This is a genomic window from Blautia sp. AF19-1, from assembly GCF_003479155.1.
GTDB classification, from domain to species: domain Bacteria; phylum Bacillota; class Clostridia; order Lachnospirales; family Lachnospiraceae; genus Fusicatenibacter; species Fusicatenibacter saccharivorans.
The window spans coordinates 181,194-205,367 of the sequence record NZ_QUGQ01000005.1 but is presented as its reverse complement, the minus strand read 5'-3'; the positions used below and the strand labels follow the sequence as shown (position 1 = coordinate 205,367).

Sequence of the window (24,174 nt, the reverse complement as noted above, 5' to 3'; positions counted from 1 at the left end):
GGTCTTTGCTGGAGGCAAAAGTTCCTGCAGTAAAGCGTAGAACCTCATGTGTTTATGCGGATTTGAGAGACTTAATTTCAGAAATGGAACTGCGAAAAGCAGCATAAACACAGGCAGATATACCGTGGACTACCTGTTATGTGGAGACCTGCCGTATCCGGCATGGAAGAAGCGCGTATCCGCGCAAGATCTAAGAAACAGGCGTATCCGCCGATATTTTGTCTGCCGCCTAAAGCGGTCTGAAGCACGTGACTTTAGTCATGTGAGGTTCAGTTCGCCCGGCGCGAACGTTATTCTTAAAGGTGAAAGTCCTAAGTGCGCCTGTTAGCGGGAAGCACATAGCCAACAAGGCAAGGGTGTCCATTGTGAGATGGAATCTGAAGGAAGCCTGAGGCAAACCATTGGTCCGACGGACAGAAATCATGTATAAGGCTTACAGTTCGGATAAGACTGCTGAACAAGTTGAAGTCCAATAGCTAACAGAGGACTGGTAGTAGACATGGCGGATAGGTGATGAGAAAGATAGCGTATTTTAACCGGGGAGATCCTATGAGTGGTTTCATCAGCCATAGTAACAACGAATCATAGGAAGTCAGCAGATGTCATAGTAGCGAAGAAGTCCGGGAAACCGGATGGAGCAAAGGACAGAACAGTTAATCATCTGGAGTACGTCCTAATTGAGAGTTTTAGACGAAACACATGCCGAGAGGAGTACCACAAGTACTAAGTGGTCGGAACTCACGAAAAGGAAAGGAAACAGTGCATGGAGGAACAAGGAATATTTATAGAACGCATTCTGTCAAATGAAAACATGAATCGTGCCTACAAACAGGTGAAAAAGAATAAAGGTGCGGCAGGAATAGACGGAATGGAATGTGCCGATTTGCTTTCTCATTTGAAAGTAAATGGCCAGCAACTCAGAGAGAGTATAAGAAATCAGTCATACAAACCAATGCCAGTAAAGAGAGTGGAAATCCCTAAAGCAGACGGAAGCAAACGAAAACTTGGTATTCCAACTGTCACAGATCGCATGGTACAACAAGCAGCTGCACAGGTATTAACACCTATATATGAAAGAAAATTTCATGAGAACAGCTATGGATTCAGACCCGGAAAAAGTGCACAGAAGGCAGTATTAAAAGCAGTTGAATACATGAATGAAGGATATAACTGGGTCGTGGATATTGACTTGGAAAAGTTTTTTGATACGGTAGAACACGACAAGTTAATATCTGTTTTGAACAAAGAGATTAAGGATGGAAAAATACTTTCGCTAATCCGAAAATTTCTAGTAAGTGGAGTTATGGTTGGAGAACAGATAGAAGAAACAGAAATCGGAACCCCACAAGGGGGAAATATTTCACCACTTCTCGCTAACATACTGCTCAATGAATTGGATTGGGAACTTGAAAGCCGAGGACTTAAATTTGCACGATATGCAGATGACTGTATTATTTTTGTCAAAAGCGAAAAAGCTGCGGCAAGGGTAATGGAATCGGTCACGAAGTATGTTGAAAATGTTCTGCGGCTGAAAGTGAACAGGGGCAAGAGTAAAATAGGGAGACCCACAGAAATACAATATCTGGGATTTGCCTTCTATTATCAGTTTCAAGAAAAGAAATATAAGATAAAAGTCCCTAAAAAGTCATTGGATAAGGTAATGAAGAAAGTCAGAAAATTAACGAGCCGCAAGTGGGGTGTAAGTAACTCATATAAAGCCCAAAAGATAGCGGAAGTGGTAAGAGGCTGGATCAATTACTTTAAAATTGGCTCAATTCTTACAGCAACCCGAAGACTCGATACGGTTATTAGGTACAGGTTCAGAATGTGCATATGGAAACATTGGAAAAATCCTAAAACCAGATATAAAAATCTGGTAAAACTGGGTGTTAGTAAAAAGAATGCAAAAAGTGCGGCAGGGTTCCATGGATATGCTCGGGTTTGTCGTACAGAAACTATTTGCTATGCAATGTCAAATGCACGTCTGAAAAAGTTCGGGTTACTCTCAGCAGAGGAATATTTTTGTCAAACAAGATGTTAAGTTAACTGAACCGCCGGATGCGGAACCGCATGTCCGGTGGTGTGAGAGGTCGGCGGCGAAAGCCGCCTCCTACTCGATCAAACTAGAGTGTGTTTGAAAAACCATTTCCGCAGCCTGCACGCCCCGCTTTGCGGTATATTTTGCCCTCATTCAGTCGCCGTAGCCCGCTACGCCTCCTTCATTCAGACAAAATCTCCCACAAATTGGAACATGCAGACTACGAAAAGCCTTTTTCAAACACACTCTAGCGCTTTGCACACAAACTTTAGTTAGAAGCGTATCCCAATTGTTCTTATTGACTAAATATTTCCTCAGGGAATACAATATAGAAAAAGTAAAAAGGAGGGATACCATGCAGGCACTTTCAAAGAAAAAAACCGGTGATATCTGTACCATCAAATGGATGTTTGGAATCCCTGATGTTCTGGATTTCCTCCGAAGCCGTAAAATCAAAGAAGGCAGCACCGTACAGGTCATCCAGAGAATAAACGGTGGATTGATCCTTGGCATGGATGGAAAACGGATTGCAATGTGTGATGCAGCTGCAGACCGGATTCAGGTATGAAAGGAAGAAAAATCAAAATGAGCGGAACCTTGGAAGAGGAGCCGCTCATTTTGATTTTCCAAATACCCACAAAAGAATTTTCGTAGATAAGTGTGCAGACTACGGAAATGATTTTTAATAAAGATGTGCCAGGAAGTTTTCAAGTTTTTCTTTACATAGAACCGTTGCGAAACAGCCGCCAGATAGAGTAAAATAGAGCAGATCTTAAGAAAAAGGAAGTTGGAATTTTATGACATTATTAGAACAGATACAAAAAGAACATGCCGCTGCTTTTACGCACGGCGGAAAATTTCATGCGGATGATGTGTTCTCTGCGGCACTGCTTCTGCATTTTAATCCGCAGCTTACCATCCAGCGCGGAAATCGTGTGCCGGAGGATTTTGACGGGATTGTTTTTGATATTGGAAGAGGAGAATACGACCATCACCAGAAAGACAGCCGGATCCGGGAAAACCAGGTTCCGTACGCGGCGTTTGGCCTTTTATGGGAGGCACTTGGCACAGAAATTTTAAGTCCGGAGATGGCCGCGCGGTTTGACGAGAAGTTTGTACAGCCGCTCGATCTCAATGATAATACAGGAGAAAAGAATGAACTCGCCAGTATGATCGGCATGTTCAATCCGGTATGGGATGATAACAGCGGAAGCGATGCAGCTTTCCTGGAAGCGGTGGCAGTGGCCGGACGGATTTTGGAACATAAATGGGAGCGTTTTCGTGCGGATGAGCGGGCGGAGCAGCAGTTTGCAGCTCTTCTTGCCGAACACAGGAAGCGGATCGCAGCGGAGAAAAAGGCAGGAACAATGGATGAAAAGATTCTGATTCTGTCGGAATTTTTTCCATGTCAGAAACAGCTTTCCGCGACTGAAATTGCATTTCTGATATTCCCATCGAACCGCGGCGGTTGCTGCGTGCAGCCGGTTCGAAAAGAAAATTCATTCAATTACAAGTATGATTTTCCGGAAACATGGCTTGGCCTGGAAAAAGAAGCACTGCAGGAAGCGACGGGGCTTTCCGATGTGTCTTTCTGCCACAAAGGAGGATTTCTTCTCACCGCAGAAACGCTTGACGATGCCGTCGCTGCCTGTCGCATCAGCCTTGCGGGAATGCCAAAAGCACCGGTTCTGATCCACATCGGTACCGATGCGATCGATGCGGATGACGCGCTTTTGCGGCAGATGCCGGGCATGGAGCATGCAGTTATTCTTCATAAACCGCTGCCGGAGGCCCCGGAACTGAACATCTGTGGCAGTTATGCCGTGTCATCACTTGAAAAAGCAGAATGGAAGATACGCCTGCGGGAATACCTGTCGGACTTGTTAAAAGAAAAGCCGGAGGCTGTCTGTGTCAGCGGTGATCTCTTTGCGGCCTATCCGGTCATGCACCAGCTCCGCAAGAAACATATTCCGGTTCTGACGGTATCAGAGCAGAATGGAAAACGGCTGCTGGTCCGCATTCCGTCCGGTTCCTGAGAATTTACAGAGAATCTCTCTCAATTTCACGCGTTAAACAGAAAAATTCCTCAATATGTGATTTGTTTCTTTGCATCTGCTGTTGTCTGTGATACAATATAGAAAATACGTGAAATTTTTTGCACAATGAAAACGAATGATATCATTTTTGGTTTATCTTCAAAAAAAGAGGCCAGACTTTACAGGAACGATACGTTTTTGTGATTTCATCCGAACGGCCTCAAAAGCAGAAAATGGCAGGCAGAAATCGACAAACAGCAGAGAGGAGAGCAAAACATATATGATTTCAAAGAAAAAATTTGGCACAACGGTAACAGCGTTCGGCGTGGCAGCCGGAATGCTTCTCGGTTCGGCTGCACCGGCGCATGCAGAGGAGACAGCGAAAACGGTGCAGGAAACGCAGAAAGATCAGGCGGATGCACTGGCCACGCAAAGTGAAACGGAAAACGGAAACACAGAAGAAGCCGTTGTTCCGGCTGTAGAAACACAGGAAACCGAGACACCAGCAGAAGAACCGTCCGTACCATCTCAGGATGAAAATGCCGCTTCCACAGAGGAGCCAGAAGTACCGGAAACGCCAGAACCGACAGAGGATCCGACTCCAACGGAGACACCGGAAGACCCGAATCCAGGCGAGATGCCGGAGCCATCTCCAAGTGAAACCCCGGAACCAACTCCAGGCGAAACTCCAGAACCGTCGGTAACGCCATCCCCAAGTGAAACGCCGACTCCAGCTCCGTCCGAAACCCCGGAACCAACAGAAACACCGGTGCCAACCGAGACACCTGCACCAGCACCGACAGAAACACCGAAAAATGATGAGACACAGGCGGATGACTGGATTCAGACGATTGATTACGGAAAATATATCAGCTCCATGAAAAAAGATCTCCGCGCAGGTTTCGCACAGGTCGACAAAGCGTACGCCTACGCAAAGGTCGATACCAGATTAAACGTCCGCGAAAGCGGTTCCACCAGCGCACGGATCGTGGGAACACTTCCGGCAAAGGCACTCTGCTTTGTGATCGCCGATGCGGATCAGGAGTGGGTTTATATTGAATCGGGCGATGTCCGCGGTTTTGTCCGTACGGATTATCTGCAGCAGGGAAAAGAGGCGCTGGAATATGTAACCGGCACCGGAGAGGATCAGATGAAACTGGCGGATCAGGTGATTGATCCGTCTGAAAATGAAGCCTTTCCCTATAAAAAAGAAACGGTTTATGAAGTAAAAACCTCAACCGGAAACGGTATTATCACATTTGCAAAACAGTTCGTTGGCAGACCATACGTCTGGGGTGGAAACTCCCTGACGGACGGTATTGACTGCTCTCATTTTGTATGGCAGATTCTGACCCGTTGCGGTGCGTACGATGGTGAATATACGACCTCCGGCGGATGGCGCAGCCTTGGAACGGAGGTTGCAAGCCTGGATGAGGCACGCGCAGGCGATGTTATTTGCTATAATGGCCATGTGGCGCTGTATGACGGAGAAGGAAAAATCGTAGAAGCGCTGAATGAAAACGCCGGTATCACCTGCGACCGCCCGGTGGACTGTGACACGATTCTGACGATCCGTCGTTTTGCAGCCGACGATGAAATCGGAGAAACGAACGCAGAAAAGATCTGGAATTACTTCTTGATGCACGGATTTACAAAAGAAGGAGCCGCCGGTATTATGGGAAATATTGCAAACGAGGCATCCACAGACCTCAATCCGACACTGCTTGAGTATGGCTCTACCAGCCGCACAAGCCTGAGCGGAGAGCAGTACACGAACCTTGTTGATGCCGGAATCATTTCCCGTGACGAAGTGATCCGAAGTTCCCGTTTTGGCCTTTACAGTGGCGGAAGATATGGATATGGTCTCTGTGGTTTTACAGATCCAACGATCAAAGAGTATCTGTGCCGATATACCATTGATCTTGGAAAGAGCCTTGGAAGTCTGTCCGGCCAGCTCGACAGTCTGATGGCCTACCTTTCCGACTACAATCCGAATCTGCTGGACAGATTGAAAAATGCCGAAGATGTTGACACCGCAGCAACTGCCTTCATGCGTGAATACGAAAAATGCGCAAACCAGAGCACACAGCAGAAACTGCGTACAACAGCAGCAGAACAGATCTACAATGTTATGGAATCGTATGATTCGCCGGTAGATGTAGAATAAACGAACAGATGATGAAGACGTGTTAAGGAAAGTCCTCCGCAGCAGAAAGATTCTGTGTGGAGGACTTTCTTACAGTAAAATAATTGAATTTATGTATGATTTTTTACTTCCAGCTTTTCAGTTTGTCCGCTTCCGGAGTCTGCAGCAGAATTTCTTTACAGTCCAAAAGAGAAGGACTCACATAATCACAAAATGGAAAAAGCTCTTTTGTATACGGTGTCAGATCCGGGATCATGCAGGAGATGGCACCAGCTGCACGCGCGGCCTTCAGACCATTGATGCTGTCTTCGGCTACTATGCATGCAGCAATCGGAACTTTCAGAAGAGACGCTGCTTTTAAGAAAATTTCCGGATCCGGCTTGCTGTTGATTACCTCATCCCCGCAGACTGAAGCATTGATATACTGGTCAATGCCAGACTGTTTCCAATAGTCTTCCGCAACGCGCCGCGTTGTAGAAGTAGCAACGGCAACTTTGATCGAATGCTCTTTGAGCCAGGAAAGAAACTCATGAAGCCCTGGCTTTTCCGGGACACCGTTGCGTCGAATATAATCGTTTAGATACGCCGTGCGGATTGCGCGTCCTTCATCGTATGTCACCTGTCCGTGAAACCACTCCTCAAACAGCTTTCTGCTCCGCGGAAGCGCACTGCCGCGCATCTGCGAAAGATGTTCCTCCGTGAGCGTAAAATTCAGCTCCCGGGCAGCTTTTTGCCAGCCCTCTTTCATTACAATCTCGGTGTCAAACAGGATACCATCCATATCGAATAATACTGCCTTTATCATAAACATGACCTCCAAAGCACTTCTGTATTTTCAGTTGCTTAAAAACTATGTTCAGTATACGAAAAATCCAGAAAAAAGACAAGCCCATGAGACAAACAGAAGACCACAAATTATACTTGACTTCAACCTAGCTTGAAGTGATATGCTGTCAAAAAATGACAAATCAGGAGGAATGACAAAATGGAAAAGTCAACGGTTTATTTTACCGACTTTCGATGTCCGGTTGGAACGAGTCAGCTTGACAAGCTGAAAAAGCTCTGTATTGCTGCTGGCGTCAAAGACATTGATATGGAAGGCAAATTCGTCGCAATCAAAATGCATTTTGGCGAACTGGGAAACATGGCGTTTCTTCGTCCGAATTATGCGAAAGTGGTTGCCGATCTCTGTAAAGAGCAGGGAGGTCTTCCGTTCCTGACAGACTGCAATACGTTATATCCGGGCAGCAGAAAAAATGCCCTGGAGCATCTTGACTGTGCGAATCTGAATGGATTCAATACCATTACCACAGGATGCCAGATTATCATTGGAGATGGAGTGCGAGGAACCGATGAAATCGAAGTTCCGGTTGTCAACGGAGAATATTGCAAAACAGCATTGATTGGCCATGCAATCATGGACGCAGATATTTTTATCAGTCTGAGCCACTTCAAAGGCCATGAAGCAACGGGCTTTGGCGGTGCACTGAAAAATATCGGTATGGGATGCGGAAGCCGCGCCGGAAAGATGCAGCAGCATGCCAGTGGAAAACCGGCGATCAATACGGATGTCTGTCGTGGCTGCCACCGCTGTGCAAAAGAATGCGGAAGTGACGCGATTTCCTATGTAGATAAAAAAGCGGTCATTGACTATGATAAATGTAAAGGTTGTGGCCGATGCATCGGTGCCTGCAGTTTTGATGCGGTTTATAATCCAAACAGCAGTGCAAACGAGCTTCTTGACCGGAAAATGGCGGAGTATGCGCAGGCTGTCTGCCATGGACGTCCGTGCTTCCATATCTCGCTGGTACAGGATATCAGCCCGAACTGTGACTGCCATGGGGAGAACGATGCTCCGATCCTGCCGGATATCGGAATGTTTGCAAGCTTCGACCCGGTTGCCCTTGACCAGGCGTGTGCCGATGCCTGCCTGAAGGCAACGCCGATCGAAAACAGTCAGCTTGGCGAGCACCTTGCAGAGCCGGGATGGCACTGTCACCACGACCATTTCAAGGATTCCAACCCGAATATTGAATGGGAGGCAACCCTCGACCAGGCAGAGAAAATTGGTCTTGGTACGAGACAGTATGAACTGAAACGAATCAAATAGTTTCTCAAACAGAAAAAGCGCTGCGTCACACTCCTGTGCGGCGAAACAGCAGCGAAACACAATGAGAAAGCTCCAGTTTCTCTTTGAAGCTGGAGCTTTTTACGATCAGATTTTTGCATTGCTTTTTGAGTCTGCTATTGTTTTATCCGTCTTATATCATCTCCAAAAACGCCTTATGAATCCGCACATCCGGGTCGAGCTCCGGATGGAAGGAGAAGGCCATCTGGTTTTTGTATTTTACACCGACGATCCGCTCTTCCACAACCGCGAGCACTTCCACGCCGTCCCCCACAGATGCGATATACGGCGCACGGATAAACGTCATCGGCACTGTTCCAATGCCCGCAACCGGTGTTTCTGTGTGGAAGCTGCCTAACTGGCGGCCGTAGGCATTCCGCCTGATGCACATCGGAATCGTGCCGAAATACTGTTCCGGCTGTCCCTTGATCTGTCCGTCGATCTTTTCGGCCAGAAGAATCGCACCGGCACAGGTCGCGAGAACCGGCATGCCGTTTTCAATCTGGCTTTTCATGATATCGAACATGCCAAGCTCTTTTAAAAGCTTTCCCTGAACGGTACTTTCGCCTCCCGGCAGTACAAGTGCATCGTAAGATTCGCCAAGATCGCGGGCCTGCCGCAGTTCGATGCATTTCGCGCCAAGCTGCTCTAATACTTTTTCATGTTCTGCAAACGCACCCTGCAGTGCAAGCACTCCAATTTTCATTATTTTCCTCTTTCTGCCATCAGTAAGGCGATTTCCTGCTCATTGATGCCGACCATAGCCTCACCGAGATCCGCGGAGAGTTCTGCGATCAGTCTGGCATCGGTGTAGTTGGTAACAGCTTTTACGATAGAAGCGGCACGTTTTGCCGGGTTGCCGGATTTGAAGATACCAGAACCAACAAAGACACCTTCTGCTCCAAGCTGCATCATCAGCGCTGCATCGGCTGGAGTTGCCACACCGCCGGCTGCAAAGTTAACAACCGGGAGACGGCCGTTGTCATGAATATACTGAACAAGATCGTACGGAACCTGCAGGACCTTGGCTGCCTCAAACAGCTCATCCTCACGCATTGAGGTCAGTTTCTGGATTTCACTGTTCATTTTCCGCATATGGCGGACAGCCTGTACGATATCGCCGGTTCCCGGTTCACCTTTGGTACGGATCATGGATGCGCCCTCATTGATCCGGCGGAGTGCCTCACCGAGATCTTTTGCACCGCAGACAAAGGGTACTTTAAAATTGCGTTTATTGATATGGTAGACATCATCCGCGGGGGAGAGAACCTCACTCTCGTCGATGTAGTCGATTTCGATGGCTTCGAGCACCTGCGCCTCTACAAAGTGGCCAATGCGGCATTTTGCCATAACCGGGATGGAAACGGCCTCCTGGATGCCGCGGATCATTTTCGGATCACTCATACGGGAAACGCCGCCGGCTGCACGGATGTCTGCAGGAATCCGCTCCAGTGCCATAACGGCACAGGCACCAGCTTCCTCTGCGATGTGGGCCTGTTCCGGTGTGGTAACATCCATGATCACACCACCTTTTAACATCTGTGCCAGTTCTTTGTTCAGTTTGTATCTCTCATTTGTTGCTGTCATAATAATCTCCTCCCTGCCTGATAAATATCAGGTGATAAATTTTGTTTCTGTTTTGGCTTTACTTTTGTTATGCCTCACAGTATACTGGTAAAGTGACTATAAAAAAATCGCCAAAACAAATATATTCAGTAAGGTCAGATAAGAGGAGAATGGTCGAATGCTGACGTATAATTTTTCCAATATAGGGTCAGATTCCCTGTATGAATATTTATATAAATGTATCAAAAACGACATATTACTGGGAAACATCCGTCCGGGAGAGAAGCTGCCGTCGAAACGGACGTTCGCGAAAAATCTGGGTATCAGCGTCATTACCGTCGAGAATGCCTATGCGCAGCTTGTTGCGGAAGGCTATCTGTATTCCATGCCAAAGCGCGGATTTTATGCAGCTGATCTGGAAATTGAGGATTCCATGCGGGATGCGGTGCCAAAAGAGATCCTGCAGGTGGCAAACGGGGAGACTTCCTATTTTGCGGATTTTTCCAGTAACCAGACGGACAGCGAGATTTTTCCGTTTACAATCTGGACGCGGACGGTGCGTGCTGTCCTGAATGACAACCGGATCCAGCTCATGATCAATTCTCCGTGCGCCGGGATTTTAAAGCTGCGCAGTGCGATTGTAAAATATCTGCGCGAGTTTCGTGGAATGCAGGTGCTGCCGGAGCAGATTATTGTCGGCGCAGGAACGGAGTATCTGCATAACCTTCTGATTCAGCTTCTCGGAAACGATCTTGTTTATGGAGTAGAGGATCCCGGATATCACAAAATTGCGCGGATTTATGAGAGTATGAAGGTACGGTACGAGCCAGTGCCGCTCGATCAGGACGGTGTTTCGGTGCAGGAGCTGGAAAAAAGATCGGTTGATATTATTCATACATCCCCGTCCCATCACTTTCCAACCGGGACAGTCATGCCGGTCAGCCGCCGTTATGAACTGCTCGGCTGGGCGGCAAAATCAGATCATCACTATATCATTGAGGACGATTATGACAGTGAGCTGCGTCTCGGCGGAAAGCCGTTTCCGACACTGCAGAGTATCGACGTTTCGGACAAAGTTATCTATATGAATACCTTTACGAAAACACTTGCCTCCACGGTACGGATCAGCTACATGGTGCTTCCGCAGACACTGGCAGAGAAATTTTACCGCGAGCTGTCGTTTTATTCCTGCACCGTCTCCAACTTTGAGCAGTACACACTGGCAGAGTTTATTGAGAATGGCAGTTTCGAAAAACATATCAACCGGCTGCGAAACTATTATCAGAACAAACGAGATCTGATTTTACAGGCACTCGAAAAGAAGCCGCTCGGTGATTACGTGACCATCGAGGAGGAAGAAGCCGGCGTTCATTTTCTGATGCATCTTCGCACGGATTTGAAAGAAGAGTCGATTGTCACGCAGGCGAAATCCCGTGGTGTGAAATTAAAGCCGCTCTCCGGCTATTACGCAGACACAGCGGAGGCGGCAAAGCAGGAAAATACGTATGTCATGAATTATTCCTCCATTGATCCGGCAGCAATGGAGCGGGCAGCGGGAGTGCTGCTTCATATTCTGCAGATACCTGGCAGATGATCTGCGAAGCGAAAAGAATCGGAAGGATTGAGTGGCTGGATGCAGAGAATGATAGACACTGTTTCCAAAATGGACATGTCTGCGCATCCCCAAGTTACTGAACTGATAGAATGGAGAAAAGCATATGACGAATCGTGAAATGATGGAGATTGCCATGAGGCAGTCTGCGGAAGATATGGGGTGCCGTGTGGAAGATCTCAAGGCGGACAAAAATGTTGTTGTTCCCATAAATTTAGGAAAGAAGGCCCGCAAATATTTGAAAGAGCCTATTACCTGCAATCTGGTTTCCTATGGAAATAATATCATGGCGGCTTCCATACCGGAGACGATGGATCTGGTATCTGCGTATGTAGACAAATTCGAATTTTACCACTGTTTTGAGACACCAAACATGCATTGGCTGAATGAACGTTTAGTTGAAAAAGGGCACAAAATATGTTTCATGGCAGAATACTATCTGCCGGACATCAGCCGGATACCGACTCTTTCCTGCGCCTATGTGACACGAGTATTGACACAGGAAGATTTTGCGGATTTGTATCGACCGGAATGGGGCAATGCGCTTTGCGAAGATCGGAAGAATCTGGATGTACTTGGCGTCGGCGCATATGACGGAAGCACGCTGGTGGGACTTGCCGCCTGTTCTGCCGATTGCGACGATATGTGGCAGATTGGTGTGGATGTCTTGCCGGAATACAGACGACAGGGGATTGCCTCTGCACTGACAAGCAGACTTACAAAAGAGATCATAAACAGGGGAAAAGTACCTTTTTACTGTACCGCCTGGTCTAATGTCAGATCTGTAAGAAACGCTGTCAAAAGCGGTTTTATACCGGCATGGGTAGAAATGACTGCAAAACCGGCAAATATTGTTGATGAGATGAACTTATAGAGGGATCTTCCTTGTCGATTCCCGCTGAATCAGCTGTGCATGCAACAAATACGTACTGATTGGGATGTGATTGAGAAGACTTGACAATGCAAAAAATCCACTTTTTCCGAGCTCCAGCCGATCTTGTCTGATGGTTGTAAGGGGCGGTGACGTACAAGCGGCAATCGGCAGGTCATCAAATCCGATAATGCTGATATCATCAGGAACCTGGAATCCCAGCTGCTGACATTGCGTGAGCGTTGCACTTGCAAGGGTATCCTGGTTGCAAATAATAGCAGTAATTCCGTTTTCCAGGAAACGGGGAAGATGCTTTTCCATACATTCTGACAGATAATAAGAACAGCCGATCGCAGCAGGAGAAGTCTTCAGTCCATGCTGGTGCATGGAACGGAGAAAGGCAGCATGGCGTGCCTGGAGAACCCGGGCACCGAGGGAGCTGCTCAGATAAGCGATCTTCCGGTGTCCAAGTCCGGCAAGATAAGAGACGGCAAGCTCCATTCCCTCCTCATTATCAATACCTACATAAGCGGTGGAAGGATTCCCTACTATATAGTTGTCGAAAAGAACAGCCGGTGTGCGGCTGATTTTAAAGTCCTGAATCCAGGGATCGCTCAGGGAAAAGCCGACCACAAAAGCTCCTATATAATCATGCTTCAGCATGAAAACATCATAATGCTGGCTTCTTTGGGTCTTAATATCAACAGGCACAATTTCAACATCAAATCCGGCCGGTTCTGCCATCTGACGAAAACCCACCAGGATATCATAGGCAAAATGATGCGGTTCCTGATACCGCATATTCTCTTTTTCTATTATAATACAGACTTTTTTTGTCGGTTTCTTATAACGCCGCAGCTTCGTATAACCCAGAGCTACGGCAGTTTCCAAAACCTGTTTCCGTAAAGCTTCGCTGATATCAGGCGCGTCATTGAGCGCTTTGGATACCGTGCTCTTGGAAACTCCCATTTTATCAGCAATATCCTGAATGGTAGTCATAATCGGCAATCCTTTCACAAAACAAAAAATGTAAACTCCCAGCTATCATAGGTGTTAAAAGACCTTTTGATCCCGGTATCATTATATAAAATCATAAGATAAAAAGCAATCAATACCTTGAAAAAGAAATGTTTCGTTAAGTTTCGAAGAAAGCATCCTGCACAAAAATCATCCTGAAAATTATCTGAATTTTACGAAAGCGCAGGGAAAAATGGAAATTGATTGACGAAGAAATAAAAAAGGCTTATAGTAAAGCTACGAAACAATACGAAACAAAAAAGTGATCGTGTTTCTTACAAGGATGCAAAAAACAGCTTTAGAGCTATGCGGGAGGAAAATGAGATGGAATTTAGTGGTGTATACCATAAAACTTCAGAACAGATGAGTTATGCCCTGGATGAGGACAGACTGATTGTCAATATCAAGACAGGATATGATGTAAAACAGGTTTTTATCCATTACGGAGATCCTTATGAAGCCGGAATTTTGGGCGGAAAAGAAAAGTGGATCGGAAAAAGAGAGGAAATGATATATAAAAAACGTCTGCCTTATCAGATCTGGTGGACAACAACGCTTCTTCCGGAATACAAAAGATGCAAATATTACTTTGAACTGCGGACGGAAAAGGAAGTCTGGTATTATTTTGAGGATGGTTTCCTGACAGAAGAACAGCTCCGGATGGATGGCCGTATGCAGCAGTGCTTTATTGTGCCCTGGATGAACCCGGCAGATATCAATCGCACACCGGCATGGGTAAACGAAACGATCTGGTATCAGATTTTCCCGGATCGGTTCTGCAACGGGACACCGGAAAAAAACGGAGATGATATCACACCCTGGAGAAATCACGGAACCGTAACAAACGAAGAAAAATTCGGAGGAAATCTGGAAGGGATCCGTCAGAGATTATCGTATCTGCAGGAACTTGGGATTACCGGTATTTATCTGAATCCGATCATGAAAGCAGAGTCCAACCACAAATATGACACGACCGATTATACAAAAATAGATCCGTTTTTTGGCGATGCGGATACAATGAAAGCGCTTTGCAAAGAAGCACATGAAAAAGGAATCCGCATTATGGTAGATGCAGTGTTTAATCATAGTGGAAGAAAATTTGAGCCGTGGATAGATATCCTGGAGCATGGAAAAGAGTCTCGTTATGCGGACTGGTTTATGGTAGAGGACTGGGAACAGGTTCAAAAAAGGGGAGACACCAGAGACCGACGGTTCTATTCCTTTGCATTTACAGACGGGATGCCAAAGCTGAATACAAACAATGAAGAGGTGATACAGTATTTCTGTAAAATCTGTGAGGACTGGGTACGGGAGTTTGATATCGACGGAATTCGTTTCGATGTAGGAAACGAAGTGGCGCACAGGTTCTTAAAGCGGATAAGAGAGCATTTAAAAACGATAAAGCCGGATATTTATCTTCTGGGGGAAATCTGGCATGATGCAAGCCAGTGGCTGCAGGGAGATGAATATGATTCTGTCATGAACTACCCGCTGCTGAGTGGAATCCATGATTTCTTTCTTGATAAAACAATGAAAAAAGAAGAATTTGAATATATGGTAAACCGTTGCTATACCATGTATATGCAGCAGAATAACGATGTACTTTTTAATCTCCTGGATTCCCACGATACCGAGAGGCTGATGAACCGTTTTCACGATCTGGACAAGTTCTACCAGCAGCTTGCAATCCTTTTTACGCTTCCGGGAAGCCCCTGTATTTATTATGGAACGGAGATCGCAATGGAAGGCGCTCATGATCCGGACTGCAGAAGATGTATGCCTTGGAGTGAAATTGAAAGCGAAGAGAATCAGAAAAAAATTGCAACGATGCGGAAACTGATCATGCTTCGAAGAAATGAAAAAGTGTGCAGAAGCCTGCATTTCCATTTTCCGAATGGTTATGAAAATGATCGGTGTGTAGAGTATATTAAACTAGACGAAGAGGGAAATAAAATCGAAGTTCTGCTCAACGCATCGGATGAGGAGATAAAAGTAAAAGGAGACGGGGAAGTACTTTTTGCCCGGGAATTTGATGGAGAGATACTTGGTGTAAATGGAACGTTAATTCGCAGGATGTAAGGGTTTCACCTGTTAGAAATATGTGCAGACAGGCACAAAAAAAGCATGTTTTCTGGAAAAGCCACCGGAAAACATGCTTTTTTGATCTCTTGACTCGCCAAAAACATAAGTAAGGAGCCATTTTTCGAAGGAAAATGAGCGGATTACGAATGTTTTTGAAGATTGCGTGAGTGCAAAGCACATAGCAATCTGGTATCGCAGTGATCAGACGTTTAAAATACCGAACGACTGCAGCAGCAGTGCGGCAAGGAGCACGGGTGCAATAAACTTCACCATGACGATATACAGCCTCTTTCGACCGAACTTATATCCTCCCAGCGTCACCTCATCGATGATGACCTGCGGCTTTACAACCCATCCGATCAGAATACAGGAGAGAAGTGCAACAAGCGGCATCAGAAGGTTATTGCTGATAAAATCCATGACATCCAGGATCTGAGCCGTTGCGCCATTTGGAAGCTTCAGTTCAAAATAAAGCGCATTGTAGCCGAGGCATACGATGATACCGACGAGACATGCATAAACGGTTACAATAACCGTGCTTTTCTTTCTGCTGATGTGAAATTTGTCGATCATACAGGAAACAATGGACTCCATGACCGATACGGAAGATGTAATGGCTGCAAAGGAGACCATAAGAAAGAAAATGGTTCCGATTACGCCGCCTGCTGCTCCCATGGACTGAAAGACCTTCGGCAGGGAGACAAACATCAGACCAGGGCCGGCGGACATACCCTCTGCTCCCATAAAGGTAAATACAGCAGGAACGATCATCAAACCGGCAAGCAGCGCAACGATGGTGTCAAAAATCTCAATCTGATTGATCGATTTCATCAGGTTTGTTTCTTTTTTTACGTAGGAACCGTAGGCAACCATGATACCCATCGCAACGCTGATCGAAAAGAAAAGCTGTCCGAGTGCATCGACAAAGACGGTGAAAAATTTCTGCGGCGTCATTCCTTTAAAATTTGGAACAAGATAAATTTTCATACCCTGCAGTCCCGTACGGACGACACCGTCTGCGTCGGTATGGGTCAGGGTCAGAGAAAAAACAGAAATTCCGATGATTAAAATCAGAAGGATCGGCATCAGAATTTTGCTGTAGTTTTCAATTCCCTTATTGACACCACGATATACAACGAATGCGGTAAGAAAAAGATAGATTCCCAACCACACAATCGGCTGCCATGTACCGGTAATATAGCCGGTAAAGTAACCATCCTCGGCAGCAGCAGTGCCATGTCCGGTGAGAAACACAGACAGATATTTTAATACCCAGCCGCCAATGGAGCAGTAGTAAGGCAGGATGACAACCGGCACGATACTGGCGAGAAGGCCAAGACCGTTCCAGCCCGGGTGAATCTTACCGTAAGCGACAAGCGGACTTTGTCCGGTTTTTCTTCCGATGGCAATATCAGTTGTCAGCAGGGTAAATCCAAAGGTCAGAGCCAGTACGATATAAACTAAAATAAAGGTTCCGCCTCCGTCTTTTGCGGCAAGATAAGGGAAACGCCAGATATTTCCCAGTCCAACCGCGCTTCCTGCAGCAGCAAGCACGAAGCCGATCGATCCGGTAAAGCTGCCGCGCGTATGTTTCTTTTCCATATAAGATACATCTCCTTATTGATAGACTGACTGTTTTTAACAGCCGAATACTTCTATTATAAAGTTCGGACGATACTTCGTCAACCAGAAGATCTATAGATTGACAAATTCGATTAGTTGTACTATCATCTAATTAGTTGTATATGCATCTATTTGAAACAGATCGAGAATGGACAGGAGGAACAGAAAAATGGATCCAACAGAACGGAAAATAACAAAAATAGCGCGGGAAGCCGGGAAATTTACGGTGCAGGCAATGAAAGAAGAAGGCATCGGTACGGCAGAATTTGACTTTATCCATCTGGTGCGCCATCATCCGGGCATCACCCAGACGGAAGTGCGCGAACAGTTAAAGATTGATAAAGGAGCCGCTGCAAGGCGCGCTGCAAGCCTTGAGACAAAGGGATATCTGATCCGGAAACCGAATCCGTGGGACGGCAGAAGCCAGCTTCTGTATGCTACGGAAAAAGCAGAATCCTTGAAAAATTCCAAAGCGGAAATTGAAACATTCTTTTACGAATGGCTGCTTGCAGAGCTTCCGGAAAAAGAGGCAGAGAGCTTCTGCGAAACACTGGACAAGCTGTACTGGAAATCGAAGAGAGAACGGCAGAATCATTTTGCGGAACTTTCAAAAATTTTAAGGGAAAAAGCAGATAAAACAATAAAAGCAACAGCAGAAGGAGGCAGCGGCGATGAAGGATGAATCCTTTCGCCCGAACCGGATGCTCTCTTACTTTCAGGAAGAATGGAAAATTCTCTTTTTTGTTACGGTTTCCGGTCTCATCTATAATCTGGGACTTCTTGCAGGCCCCTGGTTTGAGGGAAAAATGACAGGAAAGCTGGTTGATCTCCTCGGCGGCACAGGAACCTTCCACCAGATGCTGATGCTGGTCACGGCCTATGTCGTGAGTATTGGCATTGTGCAGGTTTCCCGCTATTTCAAACGGTTCTATGTCAGAAGATTTGCCAACAACGTCAACCGGCATATGAAGCAGATTCTTTACGGAACGCTGGTTCGCAAAAGCCGTTTGGAGCTGGAAGCGGAAGGTACCGGAAATATACTGACGAAGGCCATTCTCGATGTAGACGATTGCGTAGAAGGAATGCGGAAATTTACAACGGAAATCTTTGATACCGGTGTTGCTCTTCTCGCCTATGCGTGTATGCTGCTCTGGTACGACTGGCGCCTGGCTCTTCTCTGCATGATTTTCCCACCCATTTCCTACGTGATTGCCGAAAAGATGAAGGTCATGGTACAGAAAACGGGCGCTGCCTATAAGGTACAGTCGGGTGCATTAAGTGCTGCAACCCTGGACCGTGCGACAAATGCCATCACGTATCGTGTCTTTGGCTGTGAGGAGGACAGAAAGGCCGCTTATGAGGAGAATCTTTCGGCTTACGAATCTGCCGCTGTGCGCGCCAATATCTGGAACACAGCTATGCCGCCGATTTACCGTATGATCTCGATGACGAGCATTCTGTTTATCCTGTATTTTGGAGGCAGAAACGTCCTGCAGGAGGGATGGACACCGTGGAACATCGCCGTATTTACCACGTTTTTGTCCTGCTACACAAAGCTTGCCACCAAATCATCGAGCGCTGCGAAGCTTTTTAATGCGGTACATAAAGCGCAGGTTTCCTGGAAACGAATCAAACCTTTGCTGCAGAATTCCAAAACAGAACCGGAGCTTCCAGCCGCAGCGCCTGCAGAGCTTAACGTCGATCACCTGCATTTTGCCTATCCAAACGGAAAAGAGATCATCCATGACCTGTCGTTTCAAGCGTCTCCTGGCCAGATCATCGGTGTGACGGGACCTGTCGCATGCGGAAAGTCAACGCTTGGAAAGACTTTTCTCTGCGAGTCGCCGTATGAGGGAAGCATCACCTTCGGCGGAAAAGAACTTGGAAAAATGGAAAAAGCAGACCGGAACCGCATGGTCGGTTATCTTGGCCATGACCCGGAGCTGTTCCATGGAAGCGTGGAAGAGAATATCCGTCTCGGGGGAAAAGAGGACGCAGAGGAGATGATCCGAGTCGTCTGCCTGGAAGATGAAGTGAAAGCAATGGAAAACGGAATCCATACCCTGGTCGGAACGGGCGGTGTCCGCCTCTCTGGTGGTCAGGCGCAGCGCCTTGCCCTTGCGCGAACCCTGTACCACAAACGGCCGGTTCTGGTTCTCGACGATCCGTTTTCGGCACTCGACAAAGAGACGGAAGTACAAATTTTTTTAAATTTAAAGGAGCTGGCAAAAGACTCTATTATAATCCTCATTTCCCATCGCCTCTATCTGTTCGACCAGATGGATCAGGTCATCTGGATGGATGAGTGCCATACGAAGGTCGGCACACATGAGGAACTCCTTGCAACGGTTCCGTCCTACGCAGAGCTCTGCAGCAATCAGACGAAGGGAGGCAGCTTTTGATGCAAAAGAAAGAATCTGTATTGCGGGTAATCAAAGAAACCGTTCGAAAACACGGCGTTTTATCAGCCGCACTTTTGGGAGTCGTCTGCGGTGCGGTTATTTTCGCACTGCTCCCGCCTCTTGTGCTGGCACAGCTGATTGACCTTTTGACAAAGAAGCATACCCTCTGGATGGAAGGAATTCTGCTGTATTTCGGACTTCTTGCCCTGACGGGTCTTCTGGAGTCGGCACGAGAGAGTCTTCTGACGGTATTCGGCCAGAAAATTACACATGCACTCCGAAGCAGTCTGATGGAAAAGTTCGGACGCCTTTCCGCCAACGAGCTGAACCGCCAGGAGCCGGGCGCTCTCGTATCAAGATTTGTCGGTGACGTCGACACAGTGGAAAACCTGTTTACCTCCGGGATCATCAGTATGTTTGCCGATGCGTGCAAAATCTTAAGCATTCTTGCCGTCATCTGGGTGACTAATCGTGGACTTACGATTGTTCTGATTATTTTACTCCCTGTTCTGTTCCTCTTTACCCGTTATGTTCAGAAAAACATGCTGGCCTCCCAGATTGCCAACCGCCGTGCAGTCAGCCGTGCTTCGGGTCACGTTCCAGAGACGCTGCACAACATCCGTACCATTCACTGTCTGCAGAAAGAGACGTATATGGAGCAGCAGTATGCGCACTATATTGATGACAGCTACAGCGCAATGGAGAAGACCAATTTTTACGATGCCGTCTATTCTCCGGTCATCCTGATTTTAAATGCCATTGTTGTTGCTGTTGTCATGCTGCTTTCGGCCTCCGGCAATCCGACCGTTTTAAAGCTGTTCTGCATGTCCGCCGGAACCGCCGTTGCTGTTATAAACTATATTTCCCAGATCTTTGCTCCGGTCGAAAGTCTTGGTATGGAAATCCAGACAATTCAGTCTGCGTTTGCCGGTATGGAAAGAATCAATGAATTTTACAGCCTGGAAGAGAAGAAAGAGCCGGCTGCGCTGACTGCAAATACAGATTACGGCATAGCGGCTGAGCTAAAAAATGTGACGTTTGGATATGACGAAAGCCAGGTCATCTTAAACGATGTAAGTCTGCAGATCAAAAAAGGCGAGCAGGTAACACTTTTGGGACGAACGGGTGCCGGAAAGAGTACTATTTTCAAACTGCTGCTCGGTTTATATGAGCCACAGAAAGGAATGGTTCTGATTTGGGGCGTTCCATCTGTCGATCTGCCGGATGCGAAGAAACGAAAGGTTTTCGGCTATGTGGAGCAATCGTTCCACATGGTGCCGGGATCGGTAAAAGACCAGATTACTTTGTATGATGCAAAGATTTCGGATACAGATGTAAAAAAAGCAGCAGAGCTGACCGGACTTGCAAAGACCATCGAGGCGCTTCCGGACCAATATGATACGATCTGTACACAGGATCTCTTCTCACAGGGTCAGTGGCAGCTCCTCTCGATTGCCCGTGCAGCCGCAGCGGAGCCTGAAATTCTGCTCCTCGATGAGATTACCGCAAACCTTGATGCAGAGACGGAAAAAATGGTATTAAATGCATTGCAAAGGGTTTCCAAAAACCGTACCGTAATTTCCATTTCCCACCGAACTATGGCAGAAACGGGACGCGTGATTCCAATTTCATAATTTCTTTTCGTTCATTAAATTTTTGAAACAAAGCGTGCCGGATGCATTCTGACAAAAAAAGATGCGCCGACACGCTTTCTTTGTCCCGCCAGGCAGAACAAAATAGAGCGGAGGAGCGAGTTTCAATTGACACAAAAAAGGGGAGCAAGTACAATAAAAGTAACGAAAAGAGAGGAGGCGGTATTCAGTTGAAAAAGAGAAAATGGAAATTCCGCATCGCAGGCGGCGCTGTCACGCTGCTTGGCATCTATCTGATGGCGGTCGGCTACGGAGAGACGATCACACTCACCATCGCCACGGTTGTCCTGATTTTCGGCATTGCCATCTGGTCCATGGCAACCCCGGAGAACTACAATTCCATGACGGATATGATTGCCATGATCTCCATGGAGAAGCCGCGGAAAATCGAAGAATTTTATGAGGCTTACAAGAACGTCGATACACCGTTCGGTTCTGCATGGCTTGCAAAATTCTACACGATGCGGCAGAAAGCACTCGTTTTCGGACCGGACGCCAAGGGAGAATATCTCTACTTCTGGCTGACTAAAGACGGTCATGTCGGTTATTTGGGATATTCCTTCATCGAAGGCTTTATCAAAAAGAAACTCACCACACCCGTGTATCCGATTCATGAAGATGTTGCAGAGAACCTCGCAGACCATCTAAGCTACCATTCCGATCTGATGATGTTCCAGAGCGAATTAAAAGCGAATCTGGAGCATTTCGTCAAAACCGGAACGGTACAGCCGTTTCAGAAGATTTCGGCGTCCCAGATTTACACTTTCACGGAGGATTACCGCCTGACGGGCCAGCATTTCGATCTGGAGGATACAGACGGAAACCTGGTTTACGAGATCGACAGCACCGTGCCGCTGAAAACATTTTATATCTACGATGCGATGCACACCGAAATCTTCCGTATGACGAAGGAACTGCTCCACGCGCTGCCGACGTACCGTTTTTATCTGTACGGCGAGCCGTATGGTGTGTTGAAAAAGCAGTTTGCACTCGTACGGGATCAGTTCTCGATGGAACTGCCGGAGGGAAAACTGGAACTCCGGGAATACGCTGGCTCCATCGGCCACAATTACTCGGTAAAACTGAACGGAACTATGATCGGCGCCATCGTCGACAATATGGATCTTACCGTCGGAAACATCATGTTCGACAATGCGTTTCTGATTGTCTACGATGCAAAATATCTGCCGCAGCTGACCGCACTCGCTGTGATGGCGGCAAGAGAACTGGCACGCGACAAGGACGGCGGTCTTTCCAATCGGTCCTGACAAAAGAAAGAGAGGGGAATCTATGAGAAAAACGACAAAATTGTTTTTGGGTTTTACAGCAGGACTTCTGCTTCTGTGCGGCTGCTCGGCGGCAGAAGAAAAGTTAGGGTATGAAAACGCGGATGTGGCAAAAGAAGCCCTTGCATCGGCTTCGTCCGTCCGCATGCGCTGTGATCTGGATAACGTTGACGCTTCGGGAAACATTTATGCGGATGAAAAGGCTGCCGCGTATATGAAAAACAGCGGTCTCTTTGATCAGACCTGGACGATCTCTATTTCCGGCGAAGAATGGTTCCATATGAAAATTGTGACGGACGAAGAAATCAATAAGATGACAAAATCCGCTACTACCTATGCATTCTATGATCCGGACAACAACCTGCTTGGCTATGCACAGGAGCGCGTGACGACACCGGATCAGATGCCGGAAGCGTATTACATTATTTTTCTCGATGCAGATCTGAACGAAAAACCATATTACGCATCAGAGGATGGACATACCATTTATACAGAGGGCGGAACGGTGATCGGTTCTGCGAAAAAAGAGATGGACTGGTCCGGTTCACAGTGCAATCTCTATGTGAACCTGGAGGATAACGGTACGCAGGTGATGGATTTCCAGGATAAATACGCCTTGCTCGATATGATGTACGATGAGGCAAATGAGTATTACAAAGATAACAAGTAAGGCGGAGGAAAAAGGCAGTTGAAAAAGAGAATATATACAGCCGCTGGTCTTTTTCTTGCCGCCGCTCTGGTGCTTGGCGGCTGCGGAAAAGAAAAAGTGCCGGAATCTGAGTTTGCAACTGCGGATGAGGCAAAAGAGGCGCTTACATCGGCAGAAACCATAGAAATCTACTTTGACCTGTATGGAAGTAAACGAAAGACGAAGATTGTGGCAGACGGAAAAGTGGCGGGCTATCTTCAGAAGAATACGGTCTATATCAACGAGGAGGAGTGGTTTTCGATTGACTATGTGGAGGATGAGCCCATCAATGACAGAGAAGGCTCCGGCACGACGTACGGCTATTACGACGCATCCGGTACGTGTCTTGGCTATGCGCAGGAGCAGTATGTGGATACCTCCTATGGAAAAGATACAAGACTGATTTTCCTTGATGTAGATGAAACGCCGCTCGATTACCAGAGTTCGAGAAGCGGCAGGATTCTGTATGATGAAAATGACGAGGAGATCGGCAGCGGAAAGATCGGGCGATCCGGGGTCAGTCTTCTTGACCAGTGGTACACGAATCTTTACTGTGCCGTCTTTAAGACCGAGACGGACGGCGCGCGGCAGATTGATTTCATGGACCGGATGGCGATGCTGTGGCGTCTGGAGCGCGATTACCGCTCAATTGACGACAATCCTGTCAACACCGGCGTGCAGATTTATGAAACGGTTGCCGTTGTTTTTGTGCTGATCCTGTTGATTGGTTCGTCTTTCTCAAAATGGAGACAAAAAAAGAAAAATTAAAGGGAATGCTCGCTTCCTGGACGGCTGGTTTTGAGAAAAAACCACTGGCAGGAAGGGGGCATTTTATACGCTTGTGAATCTTGCACAATTTCTGGTTTCATGCTAAAATTGTGCAGGTATAACGTTTGTTATACTTCTTATATTTATTTTTGAGAAAAGGTATGAAATACAAATGAACGATACAGAAACAAAAAACACAGCGGTAAAAGCGCCGGCACTGATGTCCACGCGGCCTGTGACAGCACAGGATGCGCTGGAT

At 46.9% G+C, this 24,174-nt stretch carries 19 protein-coding genes and 2 pseudogenes; 15 read left to right on the top strand and 6 right to left on the bottom strand.

The window, feature by feature from the left end; translation table 11 throughout:
• Window positions 1–763 precede the first annotated feature (763 nt).
• Window positions 764–2,041 carry a group II intron reverse transcriptase/maturase gene (gene ltrA / locus DWX26_RS05190; RefSeq protein WP_082426135.1) on the top strand — a complete coding sequence of 426 codons (1,278 nt, stop codon included), beginning with the start codon at window positions 764–766 and terminating at the stop codon, window positions 2,039–2,041.
• A 69-nt stretch (window positions 2,042–2,110) separates the two neighbouring features.
• Here the strand turns inward: ltrA and DWX26_RS17650 are convergent.
• A pseudogene (locus DWX26_RS17650) lies at window positions 2,111–2,227 on the bottom strand (DUF6783 domain-containing protein).
• Here DWX26_RS17650 and DWX26_RS17645 point away from each other — a divergent pair.
• The 4 genes and pseudogenes from DWX26_RS17645 to DWX26_RS05170 form a co-directional block, all read left to right on the top strand.
• A pseudogene (locus tag DWX26_RS17645) lies at window positions 2,195–2,314 on the top strand (DUF6783 domain-containing protein); the annotation flags it as partial. The pseudogenes DWX26_RS17650 and DWX26_RS17645 overlap by 33 nt on opposite strands.
• A 79-nt stretch (window positions 2,315–2,393) precedes the next feature.
• The gene (locus DWX26_RS05180; protein WP_022461118.1) at window positions 2,394–2,606 is read left to right on the top strand and encodes a ferrous iron transport protein A; all 213 of its coding nucleotides are present in this window, start codon (window positions 2,394–2,396) and stop codon (window positions 2,604–2,606) included.
• 229 nt (window positions 2,607–2,835) lie between these two features.
• A complete protein-coding gene (locus tag DWX26_RS05175; protein WP_117804952.1) occupies window positions 2,836–4,074 on the top strand; it encodes an MYG1 family protein in 1,239 nt (412 codons plus the stop codon).
• Between the two features lie 280 nt (window positions 4,075–4,354).
• Complete coding sequence (locus DWX26_RS05170; RefSeq protein ID WP_118600987.1) at window positions 4,355–6,241, top strand: phage tail tip lysozyme; 1,887 nt, start codon at window positions 4,355–4,357, stop codon at window positions 6,239–6,241.
• 103 nt (window positions 6,242–6,344) lie between these two features.
• Here the strand turns inward: DWX26_RS05170 and DWX26_RS05165 are convergent, their stop codons facing one another.
• Complete coding sequence (locus DWX26_RS05165) at window positions 6,345–7,025, bottom strand: HAD family hydrolase (protein ID WP_118600986.1); 681 nt, start codon at window positions 7,023–7,025, stop codon at window positions 6,345–6,347.
• A gap of 180 nt (window positions 7,026–7,205) precedes the next feature.
• Between DWX26_RS05165 and DWX26_RS05160 the strand changes: the two genes are divergently transcribed.
• A complete protein-coding gene (locus tag DWX26_RS05160; protein WP_118600985.1) occupies window positions 7,206–8,330 on the top strand; it encodes a DUF362 domain-containing protein in 1,125 nt (374 codons plus the stop codon).
• A gap of 151 nt (window positions 8,331–8,481) precedes the next feature.
• On the opposite strand, the gene pdxT is transcribed toward DWX26_RS05160, so the two are convergent.
• Both pdxT and pdxS read right to left on the bottom strand, forming a co-directional pair.
• Window positions 8,482–9,054, bottom strand: a complete 573-nt coding sequence (pdxT, locus tag DWX26_RS05155) for a pyridoxal 5'-phosphate synthase glutaminase subunit PdxT (RefSeq protein WP_118600984.1) — start codon at window positions 9,052–9,054, stop codon at window positions 8,482–8,484.
• Window positions 9,054–9,935 carry a pyridoxal 5'-phosphate synthase lyase subunit PdxS gene (pdxS, locus tag DWX26_RS05150; RefSeq protein WP_118600983.1) on the bottom strand — a complete coding sequence of 294 codons (882 nt, stop codon included), beginning with the start codon at window positions 9,933–9,935 and terminating at the stop codon, window positions 9,054–9,056. Before pdxS ends, pdxT begins: the two co-directional genes overlap by 1 nt.
• 157 nt (window positions 9,936–10,092) lie before the next feature.
• Between pdxS and pdxR the strand changes: the two genes are divergently transcribed.
• Together pdxR and DWX26_RS05140 are read left to right on the top strand one after the other, a co-directional pair.
• Entirely contained in the window at window positions 10,093–11,508 is a 1,416-nt protein-coding gene (gene pdxR, locus DWX26_RS05145; protein WP_118600982.1) for a MocR-like pyridoxine biosynthesis transcription factor PdxR, read from the top strand.
• Between the two features lie 124 nt (window positions 11,509–11,632).
• Window positions 11,633–12,400 carry a GNAT family N-acetyltransferase gene (locus DWX26_RS05140; RefSeq protein WP_022461528.1) on the top strand — a complete coding sequence of 256 codons (768 nt, stop codon included), beginning with the start codon at window positions 11,633–11,635 and terminating at the stop codon, window positions 12,398–12,400.
• On the opposite strand, the gene DWX26_RS05135 is transcribed toward DWX26_RS05140, so the two are convergent.
• Window positions 12,395–13,396, bottom strand: coding sequence for a LacI family DNA-binding transcriptional regulator (locus DWX26_RS05135; RefSeq protein ID WP_055228127.1), 1,002 nt, complete (start codon window positions 13,394–13,396; stop codon window positions 12,395–12,397). The genes DWX26_RS05140 and DWX26_RS05135 overlap by 6 nt on opposite strands.
• A gap of 342 nt (window positions 13,397–13,738) precedes the next feature.
• Here DWX26_RS05135 and DWX26_RS05130 point away from each other — a divergent pair, with 342 nt between their 5' ends.
• The gene (locus DWX26_RS05130) at window positions 13,739–15,493 is read left to right on the top strand and encodes a glycoside hydrolase family 13 protein (RefSeq protein WP_118600981.1); all 1,755 of its coding nucleotides are present in this window, start codon (window positions 13,739–13,741) and stop codon (window positions 15,491–15,493) included.
• A gap of 204 nt (window positions 15,494–15,697) precedes the next feature.
• Here DWX26_RS05130 and DWX26_RS05125 read toward each other — a convergent pair whose 3' ends face one another.
• Window positions 15,698–17,098 (bottom strand): sodium-dependent transporter, encoded by a 1,401-nt coding sequence (locus DWX26_RS05125; protein WP_117508917.1) that lies wholly within the window; start codon window positions 17,096–17,098, stop codon window positions 15,698–15,700.
• Between the two features lie 190 nt (window positions 17,099–17,288).
• On the opposite strand from DWX26_RS05125, the gene DWX26_RS05120 reads away from it, so the two are divergent.
• From DWX26_RS05120 to DWX26_RS05095, 6 genes are all read left to right on the top strand, one after another.
• Window positions 17,289–17,801: a MarR family winged helix-turn-helix transcriptional regulator gene (locus DWX26_RS05120; protein WP_118600980.1), complete on the top strand. Its 513-nt coding sequence runs from the start codon at window positions 17,289–17,291 to the stop codon at window positions 17,799–17,801.
• The gene (locus tag DWX26_RS05115; RefSeq protein ID WP_118600979.1) at window positions 17,791–19,521 is read left to right on the top strand and encodes an ABC transporter ATP-binding protein; all 1,731 of its coding nucleotides are present in this window, start codon (window positions 17,791–17,793) and stop codon (window positions 19,519–19,521) included. Before DWX26_RS05120 ends, DWX26_RS05115 begins: the two co-directional genes overlap by 11 nt.
• Window positions 19,521–21,155, top strand: a complete 1,635-nt coding sequence (locus DWX26_RS05110; RefSeq protein ID WP_118600978.1) for an ABC transporter ATP-binding protein — start codon at window positions 19,521–19,523, stop codon at window positions 21,153–21,155. Before DWX26_RS05115 ends, DWX26_RS05110 begins: the two co-directional genes overlap by 1 nt.
• A 188-nt stretch (window positions 21,156–21,343) precedes the next feature.
• On the top strand, window positions 21,344–22,441 hold the full coding sequence (locus DWX26_RS05105; protein ID WP_117508921.1) for a hypothetical protein: 1,098 nt from the start codon (window positions 21,344–21,346) through the stop codon (window positions 22,439–22,441).
• Window positions 22,442–22,463: 22 nt separating this feature from the next.
• The gene (locus DWX26_RS05100; protein ID WP_055228134.1) at window positions 22,464–23,129 is read left to right on the top strand and encodes a hypothetical protein; all 666 of its coding nucleotides are present in this window, start codon (window positions 22,464–22,466) and stop codon (window positions 23,127–23,129) included.
• An 18-nt stretch (window positions 23,130–23,147) separates the two neighbouring features.
• A complete protein-coding gene (locus tag DWX26_RS05095) occupies window positions 23,148–23,915 on the top strand; it encodes a hypothetical protein (RefSeq protein ID WP_118600977.1) in 768 nt (255 codons plus the stop codon).
• Window positions 23,916–24,174 lie beyond the last annotated feature (259 nt).

What these genes read in the sequence shown, in the direction of transcription:
- ltrA (WP_082426135.1), top strand. Translation starts at nt 764, where the DNA reads ATGGAGGAACAAGGAATATTTATAGAACGCATTCTGTCAAATGAAAAC.
- DWX26_RS05180 (WP_022461118.1), top strand. Translation starts at nt 2,394, where the DNA reads ATGCAGGCACTTTCAAAGAAAAAAACCGGTGATATCTGTACCATCAAA.
- DWX26_RS05175 (WP_117804952.1), top strand. Translation starts at nt 2,836, where the DNA reads ATGACATTATTAGAACAGATACAAAAAGAACATGCCGCTGCTTTTACG.
- DWX26_RS05170 (WP_118600987.1), top strand. Translation starts at nt 4,355, where the DNA reads ATGATTTCAAAGAAAAAATTTGGCACAACGGTAACAGCGTTCGGCGTG.
- DWX26_RS05165 (WP_118600986.1), bottom strand. Translation starts at nt 7,025, where the DNA reads ATGATAAAGGCAGTATTATTCGATATGGATGGTATCCTGTTTGACACC.
- DWX26_RS05160 (WP_118600985.1), top strand. Translation starts at nt 7,206, where the DNA reads ATGGAAAAGTCAACGGTTTATTTTACCGACTTTCGATGTCCGGTTGGA.
- pdxT (WP_118600984.1), bottom strand. Translation starts at nt 9,054, where the DNA reads ATGAAAATTGGAGTGCTTGCACTGCAGGGTGCGTTTGCAGAACATGAA.
- pdxS (WP_118600983.1), bottom strand. Translation starts at nt 9,935, where the DNA reads ATGACAGCAACAAATGAGAGATACAAACTGAACAAAGAACTGGCACAG.
- pdxR (WP_118600982.1), top strand. Translation starts at nt 10,093, where the DNA reads ATGCTGACGTATAATTTTTCCAATATAGGGTCAGATTCCCTGTATGAA.
- DWX26_RS05140 (WP_022461528.1), top strand. Translation starts at nt 11,633, where the DNA reads ATGACGAATCGTGAAATGATGGAGATTGCCATGAGGCAGTCTGCGGAA.
- DWX26_RS05135 (WP_055228127.1), bottom strand. Translation starts at nt 13,396, where the DNA reads ATGACTACCATTCAGGATATTGCTGATAAAATGGGAGTTTCCAAGAGC.
- DWX26_RS05130 (WP_118600981.1), top strand. Translation starts at nt 13,739, where the DNA reads ATGGAATTTAGTGGTGTATACCATAAAACTTCAGAACAGATGAGTTAT.
- DWX26_RS05125 (WP_117508917.1), bottom strand. Translation starts at nt 17,098, where the DNA reads ATGGAAAAGAAACATACGCGCGGCAGCTTTACCGGATCGATCGGCTTC.
- DWX26_RS05120 (WP_118600980.1), top strand. Translation starts at nt 17,289, where the DNA reads ATGGATCCAACAGAACGGAAAATAACAAAAATAGCGCGGGAAGCCGGG.
- DWX26_RS05115 (WP_118600979.1), top strand. Translation starts at nt 17,791, where the DNA reads ATGAAGGATGAATCCTTTCGCCCGAACCGGATGCTCTCTTACTTTCAG.
- DWX26_RS05110 (WP_118600978.1), top strand. Translation starts at nt 19,521, where the DNA reads ATGCAAAAGAAAGAATCTGTATTGCGGGTAATCAAAGAAACCGTTCGA.
- DWX26_RS05100 (WP_055228134.1), top strand. Translation starts at nt 22,464, where the DNA reads ATGAGAAAAACGACAAAATTGTTTTTGGGTTTTACAGCAGGACTTCTG.